This window comes from Delftia sp. 60, assembly GCF_002754395.1.
Lineage (GTDB): Bacteria > Pseudomonadota > Gammaproteobacteria > Burkholderiales > Burkholderiaceae_C > Comamonas > Comamonas acidovorans.
This window is the reverse complement of the sequence record NZ_PEFD01000001.1, coordinates 4,757,197-4,772,785: the sequence shown is the minus strand read 5'-3', so window position 1 is coordinate 4,772,785 and position 15,589 is coordinate 4,757,197. Positions and strand designations below refer to the sequence as shown.

The window sequence follows — 15,589 nt, the reverse complement described above, 5'->3', positions numbered from 1 at the left end:
TACAAGGAACCTCATCCATGCCCACCAAGCGCCATTTCCTCCGCCGCACGTTCACGGCCGCTGCGATTGCCGGCACCGCAGCCATGACCCTGCTGGCCATGCCCGCGCAGGCGCAGGACAAGCCCATCAAGGTCGGCGTCACGGCCGGCCCGCACGCCCAGATCATGGAGCAGGTCAAGAAGGTCGCCGAGAAGAACGGCCTGAAGATCCAGATTGTTGAATTCGGTGACTACGTGCAGCCCAATGCCGCGCTGTCTGCCGGTGACCTGGATGCCAACAGCTACCAGCACCGCCCCTACCTCGACGCCCAGGTGCGCGACCGCGGCTACAAGATCGGCTGGGTGGCCGACACGGTGAATTTCCCCATCGGCATCTATTCCAAGAAGATCAAGCAGCTGGCCGACCTGCCCCAGGGCGCCAAGTTCGGCATCCCCAACGACCCCACCAACGGTGGCCGCGTGCTGCTGCTGCTGCAGGCCCAGGGCCTGATCAAGCTCAAGGAAAGCGCGGGCCTGAAGGCCACGCCGCTGGACGTGGTCTCCAACCCCAAGAAGCTGCGCTTCGTGGAGCTGGACGCAGCCCAGCTGCCACGCTCGCTGGATGACCTGGACGCCTCGGCCATCAACACCAACTTCGCGATCTCGGCGGGCCTGAACCCCAAGACCGATGCCATTGCGCAGGAAAACGCCAAGAACCCCTATGTGAACATCCTGGTCGCGCGCGATGCCGACAAGGGCAAGCCCTGGGTGGCGCAGCTGATCAAGGCCTACCACTCCGATGAAGTGCGCCAGTTCATCGATGTGCAGTTCAAGGGATCGGTGATTCCTGCGTTCTGAAGAACGCACCCCCTGAGGCGCTGACGCGCCTTCCCCCTCTCTACCAGCTTCGCGGGGAGGGAGACGACACCCTCGGTGCGGGGCTGCCCTTCCTCGGTGTCCCCGAGTTGGGCCTTGGTGGTGCCATCGCCATGACCCGTACTAGTGGGCGCGAGCTCGCAAAGCTGCCGATTTCGGCAGCTTTTTTTATTCTCCCAGCACTCTGAAGTATTCGGTCAGCGGTGCGCGGGTGGTCTGGGTGCGGTTGACGGGGGCGGCCTCGTCGGGCCAGCCCAGGGCCAGGCCGCAGACGATGTGCTCGCCGGGCGCAAGGTCGAGCACGCGGCGCACGGTGTCGGGGTAGGAGGCCAGGGCGCCGATGGCGCAGCTGCCCAGGCCCTGGGCGGCTGCGGCCATTTGCAGGCCGTACAGGGTCATGCCCAGATCCATGTAGCCGCCTGCGCCGAAGCGGGCGTCGATGCTCACGACCAGGGCCACGGGCGCGTCGAAGAAACGGTAGTTGCGGCCGAACTGCGCGTCGCGCCCTGCGCGGTCCTCGCGGGCCACGCCCAGGGCGCTGTACAGGGCCTGGGCCGACGCCACCTGGCGCTTGCGCAGCGCCATGGGCATGGGGCGGGGGAAGTAGCCGTAGTCCTCGCGCTCAGGTGCTCCGCCTTGCCAGTCGGCCAGCAGTGCCTGTGTGAGTGCGCCGCGCAGGCTGCCACGCACCTGGATGAACTGTCCGGGCTGCAGGTTGCCGCCGCTGGGCGCCCGGCGGGCCGATTGCAGCAACTGGTGCAGCAGCGCATCCGGCACGGGATCGGGCCGGTAGGCGCGCACGGAGCGGCGCGCGTGCACCAGGGCTTCATGCGCATCGCCAAAGGGAAGGGTGTCGGACGGTGGGTTGGGGGACATGGGAAATGCGGAGTCCATGGATTCAAAGTGCCTGCACCAGGCAGGCCGCGCCTATGCCGCCAGCCCCTGCAATGGCGGCCAGGCCCAGGGCCGGTCTGTGGGCTGCTGGCGTGCGGTGCAGGTCGCAGAGCATGCGCACCAGCGCAACCGCGCCCGATGCGCCTATGGGATGGCCGCGCGCCAGGCCACCGCCGCCGGTGTTGAGCTGCTGCAGCGGCAGGCCCAGGGTTTCGGCAAAGGCCAGGGCCTGCACGGCGAAGGCATCGTGCAGCTCCACAGCCTGGAGCTCTGCCGCAGTCAGGCAAGGCAGCTGCAGCGCTGCGGCTGCACGCTCCAGCACCTGCTGGGCCGCCAGTGCGGCGGCGACCAGCGGTGTTTCGGGCGCATGGCCCAGCGAGGCACTGGCCACCCAGCGGGCGCGTGGCTGCAGGCCCAGGCGTGCACAGGCCTGCGGCGTGGCCAGCAGCACCAGGGCTGCGCCATCGGCCTTGGGCGAGATGGTGGACGTGCTCAGCGCATGGCGCTGGCGTGCATGGGCGTCCACGGCGCCACCCGCTTCGGCCACCACGGGCATGCGCGCAACGCGGGCCGGATTCAGGGCGCGTGGATAGGCGTCATGGTCCAGCCCCGCCATGGGCACGATCTCTTGGGCCAGCCGGTCGCGGTGCGCGAGCGCCTGCGCGTGGCTGTGGATGGCATGGGCCTCCTGAACGGCGCGGGTGATGCCATGGGCCAGCGCGTGGTCTGCGGCCGATTGCAGCAGGTCCGGGTCGCGTGCGGGATCGGGGGCGAACGCGGGGCGGTCATAGGTGACGGGCAACTCGTCTGCATGGCGCGGGCGTGTCTGGCGGATGGGGGCACGGCTCCAGGCCTCGGCACCACCGGCCACCACGATATCGGCCTGGCCCGACAGCAGCAGGCCCGCAGCCAGGGCCACGCTGTCCAGGCCAGAGCAGCATTGAGTGTCCACGCTGTGGGCCGCGCAGCGCTCCGGCAGGCCCGCAGCCAGGGCCAGCATGCGGGCCGGGTTGCCGCCTGCGCCCAGGGCGTTGCCTAAGACCACGGCATCCACGGCCTGGGCAGGCAGGCCGGCCCGGGCCAGCAGGGCCTGGAGCACGGGCGCGCCCAGTTCGTGCGCCGCAAGCTCGCGCAGCGCACCGCCCACGGGGGCGACGGGGCTGCGCGCCCAGGCCAGGATGACGGGGGCGTCTTGCGGGTTCATGGCAGGGGCAGCAGCGCGGGTTCGCCGGGCAGTGCCCGGCCAGTGTCCGTTTCCGTGGCGGTGGCGGTGGCGGTGGCAGTGGCCGCCAGCGCGCGCGCCAGCCGGCCATGGTCGGTCTTGCCGCTGGCGGTCTGCGGCCAGTCGGTGCAGCTCCACCATTGGCGCGGCAGCTTGTAGCTTTCCAGCCGGTCGCGCAGCCAGGCCGCCAGCGCCTGCGTGGAGCCTGCGGGCGCGGCGCCGTGCCATTGCACGACGGCGTGCACCTGCATGCCGCGCAGGGCGTCGGGCAGGCCTTGGATGGAGACCTGGGCCACGCCCGGATGCGCGGCCAGCAGGGTCTCGACTTCCTCGGGGAACAGGTTCTTGCCCTGGGTGACGAGCATGCGGCTCTGGCGCCCGGCCAGGCACAGCTGGCCGCCGGCATCGATATGGCCCATGTCACGCACGGACAGCCATTCGCCATCGCGCAGCGCGGCCGTGCCATCGCGCGCCTCGCCCACATAGTCCATGAACAGCATGGGGCTGCGCATGTAGATCAGGCCGTCCTCGCCCGGCTGCAGGGGCTGGTCGCCGGGCTGCTGCGTGGCCGGGCGGATCTGCAACTGCACATTGCTGAAGGGCCGGCCCACGGCCTGGGGCGGGGCCTGTTCGTCGGCCTCCATCCAGGCGATGAAGCTGGCCTCCGAGGCACCGTAGAACTCGATGATGCGTGCGCGCGGAAACAGCGCGCGCAGGGCCGGGGTCTGGGCGCGCATCCAGCGCGCGCCGCTGATCATGATCAGCTCCACCTCGGGGATGGGCGCCAGCGCGCGGTGTGCGGCCCATTGCAGCATCAGCAGCAACTGGCTGGGCACGGCGACCAGGCAGGGGGCTTCGCCGCGCGCCAGCGAGGCCAGGCAGCGCGCTGCCGAGAACCGCTCCTGCACCACGGCGCCTTCGCCGCACCACAGGCCCTGCATCACGCCGAACAGGAACAGCGAATGCGAGATGCGCCCGGGCGCCATGGTGCGCTGCGCGGCCACGGCGCCGAAGTCCTCGAGGCAGACGCGAAAGCTCTCTGTCCACGAACGGTGGTGGCGCATGAAGCCCTTGGGCAGCCCGGTGCTGCCCGAGGTGAAGCCGGTGTAGAAGGCGCCAGTGGCGGTGGCCTCGGCCAGCGGGCTGGGCGCGGTGGGAAGCCAGCCTTCGATGCGCTGGCGCACGGCCTCGGGCCAATCGGGGTCGGCCACGGCGGCGCAGCGGCCGCTGTGCAGGATGGCGAGGAAATCGACGATGGCATCCACGGTGCTGGCGCTGCCACCCGTGTCCAGCAGCAGCATCTCTGGCGCCTGGCCGGCCACCAGCGCGGCCGAGCGCTGCAGCACGGCGGCATGCAGCGCGGCAAAGCTCCATTGGCCCGCCTCGCTTTGCAGCGCCATCGCATCGGGGCGCTGCCGTGCCCAATGCTCCAGCGGGCCATGGACCAGGGTCCACGGGTGCTGCAGCGGCGCGGCCAGCGGGTGGGGCGCGAGCGGCTCAACCATGCTGGCGGCCTCCGAACGGCCAATCCGGCATGCCGCGCGCCACCGTGTGCACCACCAGGGCGCACAGCACGCACTTGATCAGATCGCCGGGCACGAACAGCAAGGTGGCCATGAAGGCCTGCGACAGGCAGAGCTTGGCCATCAGCATGAGGCCCAGCACGCCAAAGGCATGCAGGGCCACCAGCCCGCCCAGCGCCGAGGCTGCAAAGGCGCTGAACGCCGCGCGCCGGGGCGAGCTCTGGGGCAGGGCACGCATGACCAGGCCGGCAATGCAGGCCGCCAGCGGGTAGCCCAGCAGGTAGCCGGCCGAGGGCGCCATGAAGACGGCAATGCCGCCGCGCCCGCCCGACAGCAGGGGCAGGCCCACGGCCACGGCCGCGAGGAACAGCAGCATGGACTGCATGCCGCGCCAGGGGCCGAGCATCACGCCGGCCAGCATCACGCCCAGCGACTGGATGGTGATGGGCACGCCCAGCGGCAGGTCGATCTTGGGAATCAGGCCCATGACCGCCATCAGCGCCGCAAACAGCGAGACCTGGGCCATGGAGCGCGCGGAGGCGCGTGAGACGGTGGAGGGGGCGGTCATGGACGTTTCTCGGAAGGTTCTCGCAAGGCTCTTGCGTATGGATCGGTCGGGAAATGGGGCAGGGCAGGCCTCAGCGGCCCAGGCGCGCCCACAGCGCGTCGGACACGCGGCGCGTGGCCTGCAGCATGTGGATGGTCAGCGGCGCAATCAGGCGCAGGCCGCCGGCGCGGCCCGTGCGCAGCCGGTGGGCATCGTCCATGCGCTTCCACTGCACAAAGAAATGCTCGGTGAAACGCAGCATCAATGCCAGCTGCAGGGCCACCTGTTCGGGGGAGATGCCGATGCGCTCCAGCGGCGCCAGCAGCCGCTCCAGCACATCGACCAGATCGCTGGGGCGCGTGCTCACGGTCAGCGCCATGCCCAGCGTGGAGGCGCAGACCAGGCGCAGCGCGCTGGCGGCGGCCAGGGCGTAGTGCTGCATCCACGCATGGAAGGCAGCAACCAGCAAGGCGGCCACGGTGACCGACAGCATGAGCCGCCGTGCGCCCTCGGTGGCACGGCCCAGCGACAGCCACAGCAGGCCGCAGGCGGCGCCGGCCAGGGCCAGCAGCCACGGTGAATCGATGAGGAACAGGCCCGTTCCCAGCAGCGCCATGAGCAGCAGCTTGCGGCCCGCGCTCCAGGCATGGAGCCAGCTGGTGTATTCGCTGTAGAGGCTTCCCATGGCGGCCGGCTCCTGCGTCAGTCCTGCGCTTGCAGCCGCCGGGCCACGTCGGCTTCATAGGCCGCGCAGACCGCGTGGCCGGGGCCGTCTGCGCGCACTTTGCCGCGCTCCAGCCAGAGCACGCGGCCAAAGCTGCGCACGTGGTCCAGCACATGGGTGGAGACCAGCACCTGCTGCTCGGCGGCCGCGATGTCCCGGGCCAGCCGCGCCTGGCCCGGCAGGTCCAGGCTGGCGAAGGGCTCGTCCAGCAGCAGCACGCGCGGCGCGGCAATGAGCAGGGCCAGCCAGCACACCTGCTGGCGCTGGCCCTGGCTGAGCCCGGCCACGGCGCGCGGTGCCCAGTCGGCCAGGCCGCGGCTGGCCAGCAGGGCACGGGCGCGCTCCGTGGCCTCGCGCCGCGAGATGCCCGAAGGGCGCAGACCCAGGGCCAGCTCTTCCTCCACGGTGGGGAAGATGATCTGGTCGTCGGGGTTCTGGAACATCAGCCCGACCTGGCCCGGGCGCTGTGCACGGGCCTCGTGCAGTTCGGTGCCGTCCAGCAGCACGCGCCCGGCCTCAGGCGCATCCAGGCCGCACAGCAGGCGGAACAGGCTGGTCTTGCCGGCGCCGTTGTCGCCGATGAGGCCCACGCGCGGCTCGTCCAGCCGCAGGTCGAGGCCGTCAAAGACTGTTGTGATGCCGCGCCGCAGGCGCACGGCTTCCACGCGCAGGCTGGCGGTGCTGGCAGGACGGTCGGCAGTTCGGGAGGATTCGGGCATGGCAAAGGAAAGCGGGCACTTACCTGTAATGCACGCAACCGCAAGGGATCTTGCCGTTGTACAGGCCTGTCGGGGGCGGATTCTAGCAATGCCGTCCAGGCCGTACATCAAGGCCTGAAAGACGGCAATCGATATAAGCACCGTATTTTTTATTCTTTTGTTTGAACAACGTTTTGCAACACACTCGTTAGAACACTAATGACGGCAGATCCTGGGGATTCGCCTGTGCTTGGCGACGACGCAAGACAACGCATGCCCATCGGCTTGCAACTGCGTCCAACTGCGCAGCACAGGGCCCGGAAATTGCGCGCCATTGCCTGGAGATGGCGGTGCAAAGGCTGCCGTTGCCGATCCCAGGACCGTTTTCACTGCCGAACCGAGACTCCATGACCGTCCAGACCGCCCATTTGGCCCCGGAAAACGCGCTGATCCGCCTGCGCGACCTGCAAAAGAAATTTGTAACAGCCGATGGCAAGCACTTCGATGCCGTGCGTTCGGTATCACTGGACATCGGCCAGGGCACGGTCTTCGGCCTGATCGGCAAGAGTGGTGCGGGCAAGTCCACGCTGCTGCGCCTGATCAACCTGCTCGAGCGTCCCGACAGCGGCGAGGTGGTGGTGGCAGGCCAGCGCCTGACCGACCTGGGCCGCCGCGCGTTGCGCGAGGCGCGCCAGAACATCGGCATGATCTTTCAGCAGTTCAACCTGCTGCAGAACGCCACCGTGTTCGAGAACGTGGCCTTTCCGCTGCGCATCCACGGTGGCCATTCGCGTGCCCAGATCGAGCAGCGCGTGCGCGAGTGCCTGGACATCGTCGGCCTGACCGACAAGGCGGCCAGCCATCCTGCCCAGCTGTCGGGCGGCCAGAAGCAGCGCGTGGCGATTGCGCGCGCCCTGGCGCCGCGCCCGCAGGTGCTGCTGTGCGACGAGCCCACCTCGGCGCTGGACAGCGAGACCACGCGCTCCATCCTGGCCACGCTGGCCGACATCAACAGCCGCCTGGGCGTGACCATCGTCATCGTCACGCACGAGCTGGCCGTGGTCGATGCGCTGTGCAGCGAGGTGGCCATCATCGAACAGGGCCAGGTGGCCGAACGCTTCACGCTGCCCGCCCTGCCGCAGGGTCGTGCCTACGAGGCGCCGCAGCGCGCCACGCTGCTGGGCAGCGAACTCGAGGCCCTGCGCGTGGAGCGCGCCGACAAGGCCCTGCGCGAGCGCGGCGCCACCCGCCCCGTAGTGCTGCGCGCCGTGGGTGGCTCCGAGCACTGATGGGGTCTTCACCCCTTCCCGTTTTCCCCTTCTTTTCGATTCCGCATTCCCATGTCTGAAAACATCGTCGAAATCCTGCCCGAGCTGTGGCTGGCCATGGGCCAGACCCTTTTGATGCTGGGCATCGGCCTGTCGGCCGCCGTGCTCATTGGCGGCCCGTTGGGCGTGCTGCTGTTCCTGCTGGGCCCCGGCCAGTCGCTGGACAACCGCCCGGCCTTCGCCGTGCTGAACTGGACGGTCAACACCGTGCGGTCCTTCCCCTTCATCATCTTGCTGGTCGCGCTGGTGCCCTTCACGCGCTGGCTGGCCGGCACCTCCATCGGCCCGCTGGCTGCGGCCGTGCCGCTGTCCGTGGCGGCCATTCCCTACCTGGCACGCCTGGTGGACCAGTGCCTGCGCGATGTGCCGCGCGGCGTGATCGAGGCCGCGCACGCCATGGGCGCATCGGAGCTGCAGATCGTCTGGCGCGTGCTCATCGTCGAGGCGCGTTCGGGCCTGGTGCTGGCGCTGACCGTGCTGGCCGTGAGCTTTCTGTCGTACTCGGCCATTGCCGGCGTAGTGGGCGGCGGCGGCATTGGCGATCTGGCCATCCGCTACGGCTACTACCGCTTCCAGACCGATGTGATGGTGCTCACCGTGACCATCCTCGTGGCCATGGTCCAGGTCATCCAGTTCGTGGGCAACACGGCGGCCCGCCGCCTGGACAAGCGCGGCTGAGCGCGCTGTCCAGACCCGCTTTCTTCTTTCTTCCCGCTCTTTCCCAAAAAAAGGATTCCGACATGACCGCATCCCTTTCCTTCGTGCGCCGCCATCTGCTGGCCTCGGCCGCCGCCCTTGCCGCTGCCAGCGTGCTGGCGCTGCCCGCCTACGCCCAGGCCGACAAGAAGCAGCTGGTGATCGGCGGCACGGCAGGCTCCAACATCGACCAGCTCAAGCAGGGCATCGTGCCGCTGCTGCAAAAGAAGGGCTACCAGGTCAAGCTGGTGGAGTTCAACGACTACGTGCAGCCCAACCTGGCGCTGGCCCAGGGCTCGCTGGACGCCAACTTCTTCCAGCACCGCGTCTACCTGCAGAAGTTCGCGGCCGACCAGAAGCTGGATCTGGTGGAGCTGGTGCAAGGCCCCATCGCCCCCCTGGGCGTGTATTCCAAGACCCGCAAGACCCTGGCCGAGGCCAAGGAAGGCGACCGCGTGACCCTGCCCAACGACCCCAGCAACCTGGCGCGTGCGCTGGTGCTGCTGGAGCAGGCCGGGCTGATCAAGGCCAAGCCCGGCATCGATCCGCTGCGCGTGTCCGAAAAGGACCTGGCCGAGAATCCGCGCAAGCTCAAGTTCATCCCGCTGGAAGCCGCACAACTGCCGCGTTCGCTGGGCGACACCGAGTACGCCATCATCAACGGCAACTTCGCCATCTCCTCGGGCCTGAAGCTGACCGAGGCCGTCTCGCTGGAAAAGACCCCCGACCACTATCTGAACGTGGTGGCCATCAAGAAGAAGGACCAGGGCACGGCATGGGCCAAGGACCTGGCCGAGGTCTACCGCTCCGCCGAATTCAAGGCCGTGGTGGACAGCAAGTTCCAGGGCTACGCCAAGCCCTCCTTCCTACAGTGAGCCTGCTGAAGGCGGCCACATAATGGCTGCTTGCGGGAGGTGCCCCTCCCGCCTCTTTCCCGCCCGTTTCCCGCCATTTCCTCCAGGAGCAATGCATGAGCCAGATCAAGGTCGCTGTCATCGTGGGCAGCCTGCGCAAGGATTCCTTCAACCGCAAATTCGCCGACGCCATTGCGCGCCTGGCGCCCGAAGGCCTGGTCTTCGAGCAGGTCGCCATCGACAACCTGCCCCTGTACAACCAGGACCATGACGGCAATGAGGTGGACGTGGTCAAGCAGTTCCGCGCCCAGATCCAGTCGGCCCAGGCCGTGCTGTTCCTGACGCCCGAGTACAACCGCTCGATTCCCGGTGTGCTCAAGAATGCGCTGGACCAGGGCTCGCGCCCCTACGGCAAGAGCGTCTGGGCCGGCAAGCCCGCTGCCGTGGCCGGCGTCTCCGTGGGTGCCATCGGCACGGCGCTGGCGCAGCAGCATCTGCGCAATGTGCTGGCCTACCTGGACATGCCCACGCTGGCCCAGCCCGAAATCTTCATCCAGGCCAAGGACGGCCTGTTTGCCGAAGACGGCTCCATCGGCGCCGGCAGCCGCGACTTCGTGAGCGGCTTTGTGCAGAAGTTCGCGGCCTGGGCGCGCAAGCACCAGTGAGCGGTGCGGCAAGGCCGCTCAAGACACAAAAAAGCCCGGCAATGCCGGGCTTTTGCGTTGCGGCTCCTGTGAGCGCAGAGGTCAGGAAGCGTCAGAAGCGTCAGGAAGCGGGAGACGGGTTGGCAATCGCCGCAGCAGGGCGTGCGGCGGACGATGCCTTCTCGCGCGCCTGGGCCTGGTCGATGGCGTCGATGATCACCACGCCCGTCGACTTGACGCCGGGCGCCGAAAAGCCGGCACCGGGCGTCACGCCGGGATGGGCCAGCAGCTTGCGCGTCATTTCCTGGTTCAGCTGCTGCTGGCTGGGCTTGGCGGGGGTGGGCGCTGCGGCGGGCTGCTCGGGCTCCTCGGGCGCAGGTGCCTCGTCGGTGTTGCGCACATAGCTGCGGTACACGCGCGAATTGAGCTGCTCCTGATCCTGCTCGCGCTGGTACTGCATGAACTGGTAGACGCCGATGCCCAGCACGGTAATGGCCAGGAGGGACACGGCAATCACCGTGATCACCAAGTTTTCATCGGACGGCGGGCGGACATGGACATGGACAGGGCCGCGGGGCCGGGCATGGGGACGGTGGCTTGTGGCTGGCATGGATGGAAGGCAGTGAATGCAATAAGGCTGCCTGGATATCGGCAGGTCCGCCGTCCTTCTGAAATACAGACGGTTCGTGTCGGACAAAGCCGCGAATATGGCGGTGATGGTTCAGCCTACCAGCTTCGTGTGTCTGCGAAAGCCCATCGCGCATTGCTTTTTTCAAAGGAGGTGCAGAGGCGGATACCTCTTTTATTCGCCACAGTCCATTGGGAGCATTCCGGACGGGTCGGCACGGCCGCGGTCGTGCCTCTCCAAAAGCAAAAGCGCCTGGGCCGAAACCCAGGCGCTTGTCCATTCATTGAGCAGGCAGCCCCTGCGGGCTGCAATGGCCCTCAGGCGGCGATGGCCGCTTCCTGATTGGCGGCAGCCGCTGCGCGCACGATGTCGCTGCGGGCCGATTCCAGGGCCTTGGCCTTGGACTCATCGCCCATGGCCACGCCTTCTGCGCGCACGATGCTCACATCGGTGATGCCCAGGAAGCCGAACACCGTCTTCAGATAGCTTTCCTGGTGCTCCAGGGCCTGGCCCATTTCGCTGGTGGAGTACACGCCGCCGCGCGTGGAGGCCACGATGACCTTCTTGCCCTTGGCCAAGCCTTCGGGGCCGGCTGCGGTGTAGCGGAAGGTGCGGCCGCCCTGGGCGATGCGGTCGATCCAGGCCTTGAGCTGGCTGGAGATGGTGAAGTTGTAGAACGGAGCGCCGACCACGACCACATCGGCCGCCAGGAACTGGCTCACCAGGGCTTCGGAGATGGCGTTCTGTGCGCGCTCGGCTTCCGTCGTGGCGGCCTGGCCGGTGCGAAAGCCCATGGACACCGCGTTCAGGTGGTCGGGGGCGTTCACGGCCAGATCCAGGTATTCGACCTTGGCGCCGGGGTTGGCGGCCACCAGGGCAGCTACGGTCTGGGCGGTCAGCTGGCGGGACACCGAAGCGGCGCCGGTGATGGAAGAGTCGATGTGCAGCACTTGCATGAAAAAGCTCCTGAGATGTCGGTTGGGATCGCGGTTGGGATCGGCCACTCGGGAAAGCTTGTAGGGCCGACGATGGGATCAATTGTGAATTTGGACAGAGTCTTTGATAAGCCGCCGAAATTGCGATAGATTGTCCTGAATTTGCAGTCAATGAGCACAGGGGAGGGGCGCGCGACATGATGGATCTCAACGACATGCTGTACTTCGCCGAGGTGGTGGAGCGCGGCGGCTTTGCCTCTGCCGGGCGGGCGCTGGGCATACCCAAGTCGCGGCTGTCGCGGCGGGTGGCGGAGCTGGAGGCCCGGCTGGGGGTGCGCCTGCTGCAGCGCACCACGCGCAAGCTTTCGCTGACCCAGGTGGGTGAGGCCTATCTGCGCCATTGCCAGGCCATGCGCGATGCGGCCCTGGCCGCCGCCGACACCGTGGCCGAGGTGCAGACCGAGCCGCGCGGCACCATCCGCGTGAGCTGCCCCGTGACCCTGGCCCAGACCGTGCTGGGCGAACTCATGCCCCAGTTCCTGCAGCGCTGCCCGCTGGTGCATGTGGAGATGCAGGTGACCAACCGGCCCGTGAACCTGGTGGAGGAGGGCATCGACGTGGCGCTGCGCGTGCGCCCCAGCCTGGAGGACAGCGGCTCCATGGTCGTCAAGCGGCTGGATGTGGCGCGCCAGATCCTCGTGGCCAGCCCGGAGTTGCTGGAGCGCCAGGGCACGCCGCGTGCACTGGCCGACCTGCAGCACCTGGACAGCATGTCCATGTCGGCGGTGGATGGCCAGTCCAGCCTGCTGCTGGTCGGCCCCGAAGGCCGCGAGCAACGCCTGCAGCTGCAGCCACGCTATGTGGTGGATGACCTGCTGACGCTGAAATTCGCGGCGCTGGCCGGCAGCGGCATGTGCTGGCTGCCTGACTACATGTGCCACGAGGAGCTGGCCGAGGGCCGGCTTGTGCACCTGCTGCCGGGCTGGGAGCCGCCCCAAGGCATCGTGCACGCGGTCTTCCCCTCGCGGCGCGGCCTGGCGCCGGCCGTGCGGCATTTCCTGGACTTCCTCGGCGAGACAGTGCCGGGGCGCAACAGCCATGCCACGCGCGAGCCGGCGGCACGCTAGGGTTGGGTTGCACCTCGCCACGCCATAAGAAAACAACAAAACGTTCGTTGGGATAGTTGGCGGTGTTCTCCACAATCGGGGCCCATGTCCAGCAATGGACAGTCCAGGAGAACCCATGAATCCCCACCGCATCATCATCGTGCCCGGCTGGCGCAACTCCGGTCCTGACCACTGGCAAAGCCTGTGGGCGCAGCAGCTGCCGCATGCCGAGCGCGTGGAGCAGGACGACTGGCTGGTGCCCCACCGCGACCCCTGGGTGGCCGCGCTGGAGCAACTGGTGCTGTCCCGGCCCGAGCCGGTGGTGCTGGCCGCCCACAGCCTGGGCTGCATCACGGCAGCGCACCTGGGCCCCGAGGCCAGTGCGCGCGTGCGCGGTGCGCTGCTGGTGGCGCCGGCCGATCCCGAGCGCCGTGCCCAGCTGGCCGACTTTGCGCCCGTGCCCTATGCGCCACTGCCGTACCGCAGCGTGCTGGTGGCCAGCAGCAACGACCCCTACTGTCCGATCCGCCGGGCGGGCGCCTATGCGCGGGCCTGGGGAAGCGAGTTCGTGCGGCTGCAGAACGCGGGGCACATCAATGTCGAATCAGGCTTTGGCGACTGGCCCCTGGGCCTGGCGCTGCTGCAGTCGCTGATGCAGGGCGACAGCTGGCAGCCGGCCCAGCCCCGGCCTGCCGTGCGTTCGCCGCGCTCGCCGCGTCCGCCACGTGTGGCGGCTGCGCATGCCTCCGTCTCTGCGGGTACTGGCGCTGGCGCGCCATGGGCTGCCGGTCTGTGATGGGCCGGCGGGTGACCGCGGGCAGGGCAGGTTCTTTATATGGTGACAGGCCATTAACAAACAAAAATATATTCTTTTGAGTTTTAAGTCAGCGTTCGCACAATGTGACTGTCTGTGAATACACCGCAGAGATGTCCACTAATAAAAGGCAGCGAACCATGCATTCTTTGAAGCTCAAGACTTTGTTGGCCACCCTGGCGCTGGCCGCCGCGGGAACGGTATCGGCGCAGAACCAGCTGCTCAACGTTTCCTACGACGTGGCGCGCGAGTTCTACAAGGACTACAACGCCGCCTTCGTCGCCCACTACAAGAAGACCAAGGGCGTGGACATCAAGGTGGACCAGTCGCACGGTGGCTCCAGCGCCCAGGCGCGCGCCGTCAACGACGGCCTGGCCGCCGACGTGGTGACCTTCAACACCACCACCGACGTGCAGTTCCTGGCCGACAGCGGCGTGGTCGCCAAGGACTGGGCCAAGAAATTCCCCAATGACGCATCGCCCACCACATCGACCATGCTGTTCCTGGTGCGCAACGGCAATCCCAAGAACATCAAGGACTGGAGCGACCTGATCCGTCCCGACGTGAAGGTCGTGGTGGTCAATCCCAAGACCGGCGGCAATGGCCGCTACGCTTACCTGGCGGCCTGGGGTTCGGTGCGCGAGAAGGGCGGCACCGACGCGCAGGCGGCCGAGTTCGTGCAGCAGCTCTACAAGAACGTGCCCGTGCTGGGCAAGGGCGGCCGCGACGCGACCAGCATCTTCCTGCAGCGCAACATCGGCGACGTGCTGATCACCTTCGAATCCGAAGTGGTCTCCGTGGACCGCGAATTCGGCAAGGGCAAGGTCGATGCCGTCCATCCCTCGGTGTCCATCGTGGCCGAGAACCCCGTGGCCGTGGTCGAGCGCACCGTGGCCAAGAAGGGCACGGGCCAGCTGGCGCACGACTACCTGGCCTGGCTGTACTCCGACGAAGCCCAGGAAATCGCCGCACAGCACGCGCTGCGCCCCCGCTCCGAGGCCGTGCTCAAGAAGCATGCCGATGTGTTCAAGCCCATCAAGCAGTTCACCGTGGCCAAGTATTTCGGCTCGCTGTCCGAAGCCCAGAAGGTGCACTTCAACGACGGCGGACAGTTCGACAAGATCTACGTCCCGGGCAAGTAAGCACGCAAGCAGGCATGAAGGCGGCGCAGTCCGCCTGAGGCCCCCTCCCCACACTGGCTGATTTGGAATCCAACATGGTGTCTGCCGTTCCGACCAGCCCAAGGCCTGGCGCCGACGCTCCTGTGCCCGCACCGTCCGGTGCGGCGCGCAAAGGGCGCGGCGCCAAGCGCGTTTTGCCCGGCTTCGGGCTGACCTTGGGCTATACGCTGTTTTATCTGAGCCTGATCGTGCTGATCCCGTTGTCGGCACTGTTGTTCAAGACCTTCTCGCTCACCTGGCCCCAGTTCTGGGAGGCCGTGGCCTCGCCGCGCGTGCTGGCCTCGTACCGGCTGACGTTTGGCGCCTCGTTTGCGGCGGCCTGCGTGAACCTGGTGTTCGGCCTGCTGATCGCCTGGGTGCTGGTGCGCTACAAGTTCCCGGGCAAGAAGATCGTCGATGCGCTCGTCGATCTGCCCTTTGCCCTGCCCACGGCCGTGGCCGGCATTTCGCTGACCGCCTTGCTGGCCGGCAACGGCTGGGTGGGCCAGTACCTGGAGCCCTACGGCATCCAGCTGGCCTTCAACCCGAACGGCGTGGTCATTGCGCTGATCTTCATCGGCCTGCCCTTTGTCGTGCGCACGGTGCAGCCGGTGCTGGAAGACTCCGAGAAGGAGCTGGAGGAGGCGGCCACCAGCCTGGGCGCTTCGCGCTGGCAGATCTTCTACAAGGTGATCCTGCCGGCCATCACGCCCGCGCTGCTCACGGGCTTTGCCATGGCGTTTGCACGCGCCATCGGCGAGTACGGATCGGTCATCTTCATCGCGGGCAACATGCCCATGATTTCCGAGATCACACCGCTGATCATCATCGGCAAGCTGGAGCAATACGACTATGCAGGCGCCACGGCCGTGGCCGTGGTGATGCTGCTGTTCTCCTTCGTGATGCTGCTGGTCATCAACGCGCTGCAGGCATGGCAGCGCAAGCATTCGGGAGGGGCTTGA

17 protein-coding genes are annotated in these 15,589 nt (G+C 67.7%); 9 read left to right on the top strand and 8 right to left on the bottom strand.

Translation table 11 applies throughout. The features are described 5' to 3' along the window. Positions 1–17: 17 nt before the first annotated feature. Positions 18–836 carry a MetQ/NlpA family ABC transporter substrate-binding protein gene (locus tag CLV01_RS21620; protein WP_099733229.1) on the top strand — a complete coding sequence of 273 codons (819 nt, stop codon included), beginning with the start codon at positions 18–20 and terminating at the stop codon, positions 834–836. Between the two features lie 186 nt (positions 837–1,022). On the opposite strand, the gene CLV01_RS21615 is transcribed toward CLV01_RS21620, so the two are convergent. The 6 genes from CLV01_RS21615 to CLV01_RS21590 form a co-directional block, all read right to left on the bottom strand. Further along, entirely contained in the window at positions 1,023–1,748 is a 726-nt protein-coding gene (locus tag CLV01_RS21615; protein WP_099733230.1) for a nitroreductase, read from the bottom strand. 4 nt (positions 1,749–1,752) lie between these two features. Then, positions 1,753–2,952 carry a thiolase family protein gene (locus CLV01_RS21610; RefSeq protein WP_099733231.1) on the bottom strand — a complete coding sequence of 400 codons (1,200 nt, stop codon included), beginning with the start codon at positions 2,950–2,952 and terminating at the stop codon, positions 1,753–1,755. Then, on the bottom strand, positions 2,949–4,475 hold the full coding sequence (locus tag CLV01_RS21605) for an AMP-binding protein (protein WP_099733232.1): 1,527 nt from the start codon (positions 4,473–4,475) through the stop codon (positions 2,949–2,951). Before CLV01_RS21605 ends, CLV01_RS21610 begins: the two co-directional genes overlap by 4 nt. Next, positions 4,468–5,061: a biotin transporter BioY gene (locus CLV01_RS21600; protein ID WP_099733233.1), complete on the bottom strand. Its 594-nt coding sequence runs from the start codon at positions 5,059–5,061 to the stop codon at positions 4,468–4,470. Before CLV01_RS21600 ends, CLV01_RS21605 begins: the two co-directional genes overlap by 8 nt. A gap of 70 nt (positions 5,062–5,131) precedes the next feature. Then, positions 5,132–5,725: an energy-coupling factor transporter transmembrane component T family protein gene (locus tag CLV01_RS21595; RefSeq protein ID WP_013801686.1), complete on the bottom strand. Its 594-nt coding sequence runs from the start codon at positions 5,723–5,725 to the stop codon at positions 5,132–5,134. A gap of 17 nt (positions 5,726–5,742) precedes the next feature. Then, on the bottom strand, positions 5,743–6,483 hold the full coding sequence (locus CLV01_RS21590; protein ID WP_099733234.1) for an energy-coupling factor ABC transporter ATP-binding protein: 741 nt from the start codon (positions 6,481–6,483) through the stop codon (positions 5,743–5,745). 386 nt (positions 6,484–6,869) lie between these two features. Here CLV01_RS21590 and CLV01_RS21585 point away from each other — a divergent pair, with 386 nt between their 5' ends. The 4 genes from CLV01_RS21585 to CLV01_RS21570 all read left to right on the top strand — a co-directional run bounded on the left by CLV01_RS21585 (position 6,870) and on the right by CLV01_RS21570 (position 10,005). Continuing rightward, positions 6,870–7,751: a methionine ABC transporter ATP-binding protein gene (locus CLV01_RS21585; protein WP_034395395.1), complete on the top strand. Its 882-nt coding sequence runs from the start codon at positions 6,870–6,872 to the stop codon at positions 7,749–7,751. 51 nt (positions 7,752–7,802) lie between these two features. Then, the gene (locus CLV01_RS21580; RefSeq protein WP_012206396.1) at positions 7,803–8,468 is read left to right on the top strand and encodes a methionine ABC transporter permease; all 666 of its coding nucleotides are present in this window, start codon (positions 7,803–7,805) and stop codon (positions 8,466–8,468) included. 62 nt (positions 8,469–8,530) lie between these two features. Beyond that, positions 8,531–9,361 (top strand): MetQ/NlpA family ABC transporter substrate-binding protein, encoded by an 831-nt coding sequence (locus tag CLV01_RS21575; protein ID WP_065345079.1) that lies wholly within the window; start codon positions 8,531–8,533, stop codon positions 9,359–9,361. Between the two features lie 95 nt (positions 9,362–9,456). Further along, on the top strand, positions 9,457–10,005 hold the full coding sequence (locus CLV01_RS21570) for an NADPH-dependent FMN reductase (protein ID WP_099733235.1): 549 nt from the start codon (positions 9,457–9,459) through the stop codon (positions 10,003–10,005). Positions 10,006–10,105: 100 nt separating this feature from the next. Here the strand turns inward: CLV01_RS21570 and CLV01_RS21565 are convergent, their stop codons facing one another. Both CLV01_RS21565 and CLV01_RS21560 read right to left on the bottom strand, forming a co-directional pair. Further along, positions 10,106–10,492, bottom strand: a complete 387-nt coding sequence (locus tag CLV01_RS21565; protein ID WP_257221448.1) for a hypothetical protein — start codon at positions 10,490–10,492, stop codon at positions 10,106–10,108. A gap of 437 nt (positions 10,493–10,929) precedes the next feature. After that, complete coding sequence (locus CLV01_RS21560; RefSeq protein ID WP_012206392.1) at positions 10,930–11,568, bottom strand: FMN-dependent NADH-azoreductase; 639 nt, start codon at positions 11,566–11,568, stop codon at positions 10,930–10,932. 176 nt (positions 11,569–11,744) lie between these two features. Between CLV01_RS21560 and CLV01_RS21555 the strand changes: the two genes are divergently transcribed. The 4 genes from CLV01_RS21555 to cysT all read left to right on the top strand — a co-directional run bounded on the left by CLV01_RS21555 (position 11,745) and on the right by cysT (position 15,589). Continuing rightward, positions 11,745–12,674 (top strand): LysR family transcriptional regulator, encoded by a 930-nt coding sequence (locus tag CLV01_RS21555; RefSeq protein ID WP_012206391.1) that lies wholly within the window; start codon positions 11,745–11,747, stop codon positions 12,672–12,674. A gap of 115 nt (positions 12,675–12,789) precedes the next feature. Beyond that, a complete protein-coding gene (locus tag CLV01_RS21550; RefSeq protein ID WP_013801694.1) occupies positions 12,790–13,449 on the top strand; it encodes an RBBP9/YdeN family alpha/beta hydrolase in 660 nt (219 codons plus the stop codon). A gap of 158 nt (positions 13,450–13,607) precedes the next feature. After that, positions 13,608–14,609: a sulfate ABC transporter substrate-binding protein gene (locus CLV01_RS21545; RefSeq protein WP_013801695.1), complete on the top strand. Its 1,002-nt coding sequence runs from the start codon at positions 13,608–13,610 to the stop codon at positions 14,607–14,609. Between the two features lie 74 nt (positions 14,610–14,683). Next, entirely contained in the window at positions 14,684–15,589 is a 906-nt protein-coding gene (gene cysT, locus CLV01_RS21540) for a sulfate ABC transporter permease subunit CysT (protein ID WP_013801696.1), read from the top strand.